The sequence below is a fragment of the Ligilactobacillus equi DSM 15833 = JCM 10991 genome, from assembly GCF_001435735.1.
GTDB classification, from domain to species: Bacteria; Bacillota; Bacilli; order Lactobacillales; family Lactobacillaceae; genus Ligilactobacillus; species Ligilactobacillus equi.
The window spans coordinates 1-4,697 of sequence record NZ_AZFH01000175.1; the positions used below are offsets into that span (position 1 = coordinate 1).

The window sequence follows — 4,697 nt, forward strand, 5'->3', positions numbered from 1 at the left end:
AGACGTTAGAGCTATATCCAGTCCATCCATCACATATTATCGCACCGCGATATTTATCCCCCACTGATATTTTGAAGGATGTTGTTTGGATATCTGCTATTATCTTTTTTCTACTGTACTTTGGTTTTCGCTGCGGACGTCCCTTACCGGAAAGCGGAGCTTTTGCTTGATCCACCTCCGGTGACTTAAAGTTGACTGGTACAATTTCTGTTATCTTTTCCATTAAAAAATCCCTCCGTAGTACTGATTTTCTTCCAGTATACAGAGAGATTGCCCGATAGTTAATACTGGGGTGTTATAGGATGCTTACTGAGTTTTCTAGAATACAAGTACTTGGATCTGTAGTCTTGAATTACGAATAGGTGGATGATAAAGGAACGATGCGGATATCGGTTCTATATTAATGGTAAACCGTATGTTGGAAATGTGACTTATCCGGACGGAAGAGTGTTGCCATATACTGGGATGGTAACTGTATCATACATTCATGATAATTTAGGTAGTATTAATAGTTATCCGACTATTCACGTAAATAATACTTACCAAGGTAATTTAAACAGTTCATATGTGGCTCTAATCAATCCATATATTGAAAGCGGACAGGATGTACAGTATGTTTATAGTAAAAATGTGGATACAAGTAGTCAAAGTAGGTCTACATCAGCAAGTGTGAGCCAAAGTGCCAGTGCGTCGGCGTCAATGAGTGTAGGCCAAAATCTGAAAGTGGCTTAGAATCACATAGCTATTCCGAAAGTCTATCAAGAAGCGAAACACAATCAATATCAACTAGCGCGTCAGCTAGTCAAATGGTAAGCCATAAGCCAAGTCAGTCAGCAGCTAAGATATTACCTCGAATGGGTGACAATAAAATTAGTCAGACTTTATTAGGGATACTTATGGTCGGAACGGCAGGTATTTTAAGTCGACGGAAGACTGAGAAACACGACGAGTAATTACTGCAGAAAACGTCCCAAATTCGGGGCGTTTTCTTTTTAGAGAAAAACAAGAGTAATTTAAAGGGCTTTCAAAGTAAAAAAACTAAATAATTAACCTTTCTTAGTTTAAATAAAAATGTAGTTAGTCAATAGGATTTTTAAAGAAAGGTTGATTATTATGGAAAAAAGATGTTGTGAATGGTGTAAAAAACATGGTCGCTGGGCGCGTGGTTTGGCAAGTGGGGCTTTGGTTTTGAGCTTTTGCACCGTAGCACGTGCAGATGAATTTTCTTTCAATATTCCTTCAGAACAATGTGAAGAGGAGGTTAAGAGTCAAGTTGTTAGTGATACTCAGACCTTCAACACGGAGGAACGAGTTTCTGGAAATAAAGAGGTTACACCAACAGAAATTGATGCAGCGAAACAAGACCTCACTGAAAAAACGCAGCAAAATATTTTGCAAGAGGCAGGTGCCTTTCATATTTTCTCAAATCAAACCACGCTAACAGCCGATACTAATGGTAATATCGCTACTAAAGATTTAGAAGCTAAAGTAGATTTTGGTACTCGAGGAGATTCACCGAATGTAACTACTAACGATTATTACTATATTCAAAAAATTTCTAGCTTAACATCTAGTGCTAGTTTTCGGAATGGTGGAACAGTAATTTTAGGGGATGGCGTTGAGTTTTCTAAAGATGAAAGTGGTCAAGTTTGGTTAAATGGTGTCAAACTCGACCACATTGGCAATCAAGTCTATCAGGAAAGTGCGGGCCAAGAATGGTTGAATTTTGAAGAAATCTTTACTCGGCTCGAGGAACTTTCCCGTGATTCTCAAGCTCAAAGTAATACGGTGGGTGTAAAGCAAGATTTTACCGATGAAAATAATCGCTATTTGGATTTGGAACAAGTTCAGGATGAAACGATTTATTTTAATGTAAGTATTGATGAGGTGATGCGTGATCGACCACTGACAATTAAAAATCTTCGGCCGAATCAAACAACAATTATCAATGTAACGGGCCTACAAGCTGATAAGACTTACGAAATTAGGTCTGAGATTAAGTTATTGTATCAAGGAAGTTCTAATTGTATTAATAACGGTGAAAGTCACCAAAATCGAAATGTATTGCTCTGGAATTTTGGAACGGCCAACGCAACGTTAAATTTCAATTGTGGTAGGTTCTTAGGAAGTATCTTGTTGCCTCAAGGAACGATTAATGCTTATGTAAATTTAGATGGGAATCTAATTGCTGATACGGTAAATGTTTTGGGTGGGGAGACCCATCGCTGGGACTTGAATCCGGAGAAAGCAGAAATTCCGGAGGAGGAAACTCCAACAAATCCGGGTGATACACCATCGGTACCGTCCGAGGAGGAAACTCCAACAGATCCAGGCGACACGCCATCAGTGCCATCCGAGGAGGAAACCCCAACAGATCCGGGCGACACGCCATCTGTACCGTCTGAGGGGGAAACTCCAACAAATCCGGGCGACACGCCATCAGCTCCATCCGAGGAGGAAACTCCAACAAATCCGGGTGATACACCATCAGTGCCATCCGAGGAGGAAACTCCAACAAATCCGGGTGATACACCATCTGTACCGTCCGAGGAGGAAATTCCAACAGATCCGGGCGACACGCCATCAGTACCATCCGAGGAGGAAACTCCAACAGATTCGGGCGACACGCCATCAGCTCCATCCGAGGAGGAAACTCCAACAGATTCGGGCGACACGCCCCTAACCTTTACTGATTATCATGTAGTTGAAATAACAAATAAAGATGAACTTGAGCAAAGTGATATAAATGATGATAACGAAGAAGCTTATTTTGTTCCAAACTTGTCGCAGAAAAAGGGAGTGGCAGCGAAAGAATTGCCACAGTTAGGTGAAGTTAAGTGGACTTATCTTTTAGGGATGTTGTTGGTTTCATTGGGAGGATTTTGGGGGATGTTTACAAGAAAGAAGAAGTATAAAGAATAAGGTTTAGGTGTACGGTAATCAACTATCCTTCTCATTAACGGGGGTAGTTGATTTTTTTAATATGAATATACAAATTTTTGGGAGGGGGGTAAATTTATTTTTAAAATCCGAATAACTTATTATAAATCGTTTTTATGATTAGTATATACATAGTTGTAGATGATTTTTAGAGATTGAATGGACATTAAAGTTCGGTTATTATTAAGGTGGAGATTAAATACTAAATTAATTTTTGTTAAAAAATCTAAAATATTAGGGAGAAAAATTATGGTTTCTAAAAATAATACGAGACTTTACGACCAAAAAATGAATCGTAATAAGTTTCATTACACGATTAAGAAGCTTAATGTAGGGGTTGCTTCAGTATTAGTTGGGATAGGTTTTGGCCTATCTGCGGCTGTACTTAGTGGAAATCAAGTTAAGGCGGATCAAATTTCAACTAGTGAAGTTACACCAGCAGTTTCAAGTACCGATGTTTCAGTGAATACGGTACAAGAAACGACAGATAGCAAGGAGCAATTACCACCGCAAGAAACTAATGCTAGCGAAGTAGCAACGATAGCACCTACTTCTACAGTACAGGATCAGTCGACATCAAGTGAAGAAAGTACCTCACTTACCGCACCAGTTACAACAGCGGAATCTTTGAAGCAAGTTGATACTCAAGAAGCTACACCGACTACGGCAGAAGGCAATACTACAATGTCCGATGTGGTAGCTGAGATGAAAAAGCAAGGGCTTGCCTCCGATGAACAAGCCAGAGCGCTTATGGAAGCTTACACTTCTGGGAAACTTAATGCTGAAGAAGTACAACAAACTTTTGCCGCTATTGGGAATTCAGCCAGTCCATTTATTACGATGGCGACGACAAGTACTGCGCAAACAATGGCAGAAAAGTACGAGCCACACGTGCAAGATATTGAACTAGCTAAAATGTTTAAGGCGCCGGCTGCAAGTAACTATATTGCAAATGCAAACCGCCTTCCTTATAAAGATATCGACTTTGCTTCTAAGCCAACAAAAGGTGGTGTGGCATATAATTTTGAAGATATTACTTATAGAGATCCTAGTGATAACTCAACCTTAGGCACATACACCTTTGATATTAAGGTAACATATCTAGATAATTCTTTCGAAACAGTTTCTGCAAGTTTAAATGTAGTATGGTCTAAGGGTTTCGAAGCGATTATTGATGACATTTACGACACAGATAAAAAAATTACGGGGGTCGGTCCGACACTTCCTAGAACCACAGGGAATGCAGGGGATACTTACATTCAATTAACTAAAAAAGTTGGTGATACGTATCAAGTATTGGAAAAGCGTCCATACGACTACAACGGGAGTTTTAGTTTTGATGTACCAGATATTAAAGCAGGCGATGTGTATAAAGTAGACCTTCTTTTTGTATTGCCAGGTTTACCAGTAGATACAGAAAGTACAAAAGCTGTATCCGTTGTTGCGGATCCTAGACCTGATGTTCAACGAAATGCACCTTATGGGACAGAAATTACGGTTGATAAAGGAACAACTCTAACTTCAAAACATGCAGAAGAAGCGATTGCTAATACTTCTGATTTAAGCGATGTAGTAAGTTACAGTTGGGAAAGTTTGCCGGATACATCAACAGTTGGTAAATCAAAACCAGGGGTTGTGCGAGTAACTTATGCAGATAATACATCTGACTTAGTGAATGTTAAAGTGAATGTTGTAGCTAAACCTAAAGGTCAAGATATCAACGTCAATGTAAATGACGAACCAAAGGCCGAAGATGG

At 39.5% G+C, this 4,697-nt stretch carries 4 protein-coding genes; 3 read left to right on the forward strand and 1 reads right to left on the reverse strand.

All coding sequences use genetic code 11. From position 1 onward, the window contains the following. The coding region (locus tag FC36_RS09250) for a hypothetical protein (RefSeq protein WP_156409575.1) at positions 1-223 on the reverse strand (223 nt) is incomplete at its 3' end. Between the two features lie 143 nt (positions 224-366). On the opposite strand from FC36_RS09250, the gene FC36_RS09255 reads away from it, so the two are divergent. From FC36_RS09255 to FC36_RS09265, 3 genes are all read left to right on the forward strand, one after another. Beyond that, a complete protein-coding gene (locus FC36_RS09255; RefSeq protein WP_025021571.1) occupies positions 367-732 on the forward strand; it encodes a hypothetical protein in 366 nt (121 codons plus the stop codon). A 381-nt stretch (positions 733-1,113) separates the two neighbouring features. Next, complete coding sequence (locus FC36_RS12615; RefSeq protein ID WP_056986868.1) at positions 1,114-2,922, forward strand: collagen-binding domain-containing protein; 1,809 nt, start codon at positions 1,114-1,116, stop codon at positions 2,920-2,922. Between the two features lie 267 nt (positions 2,923-3,189). Then, positions 3,190-4,697, forward strand: a 1,508-nt coding sequence (locus FC36_RS09265) for a Rib/alpha-like domain-containing protein (RefSeq protein WP_162257669.1), incomplete at its 3' end; no start/stop codon positions are given.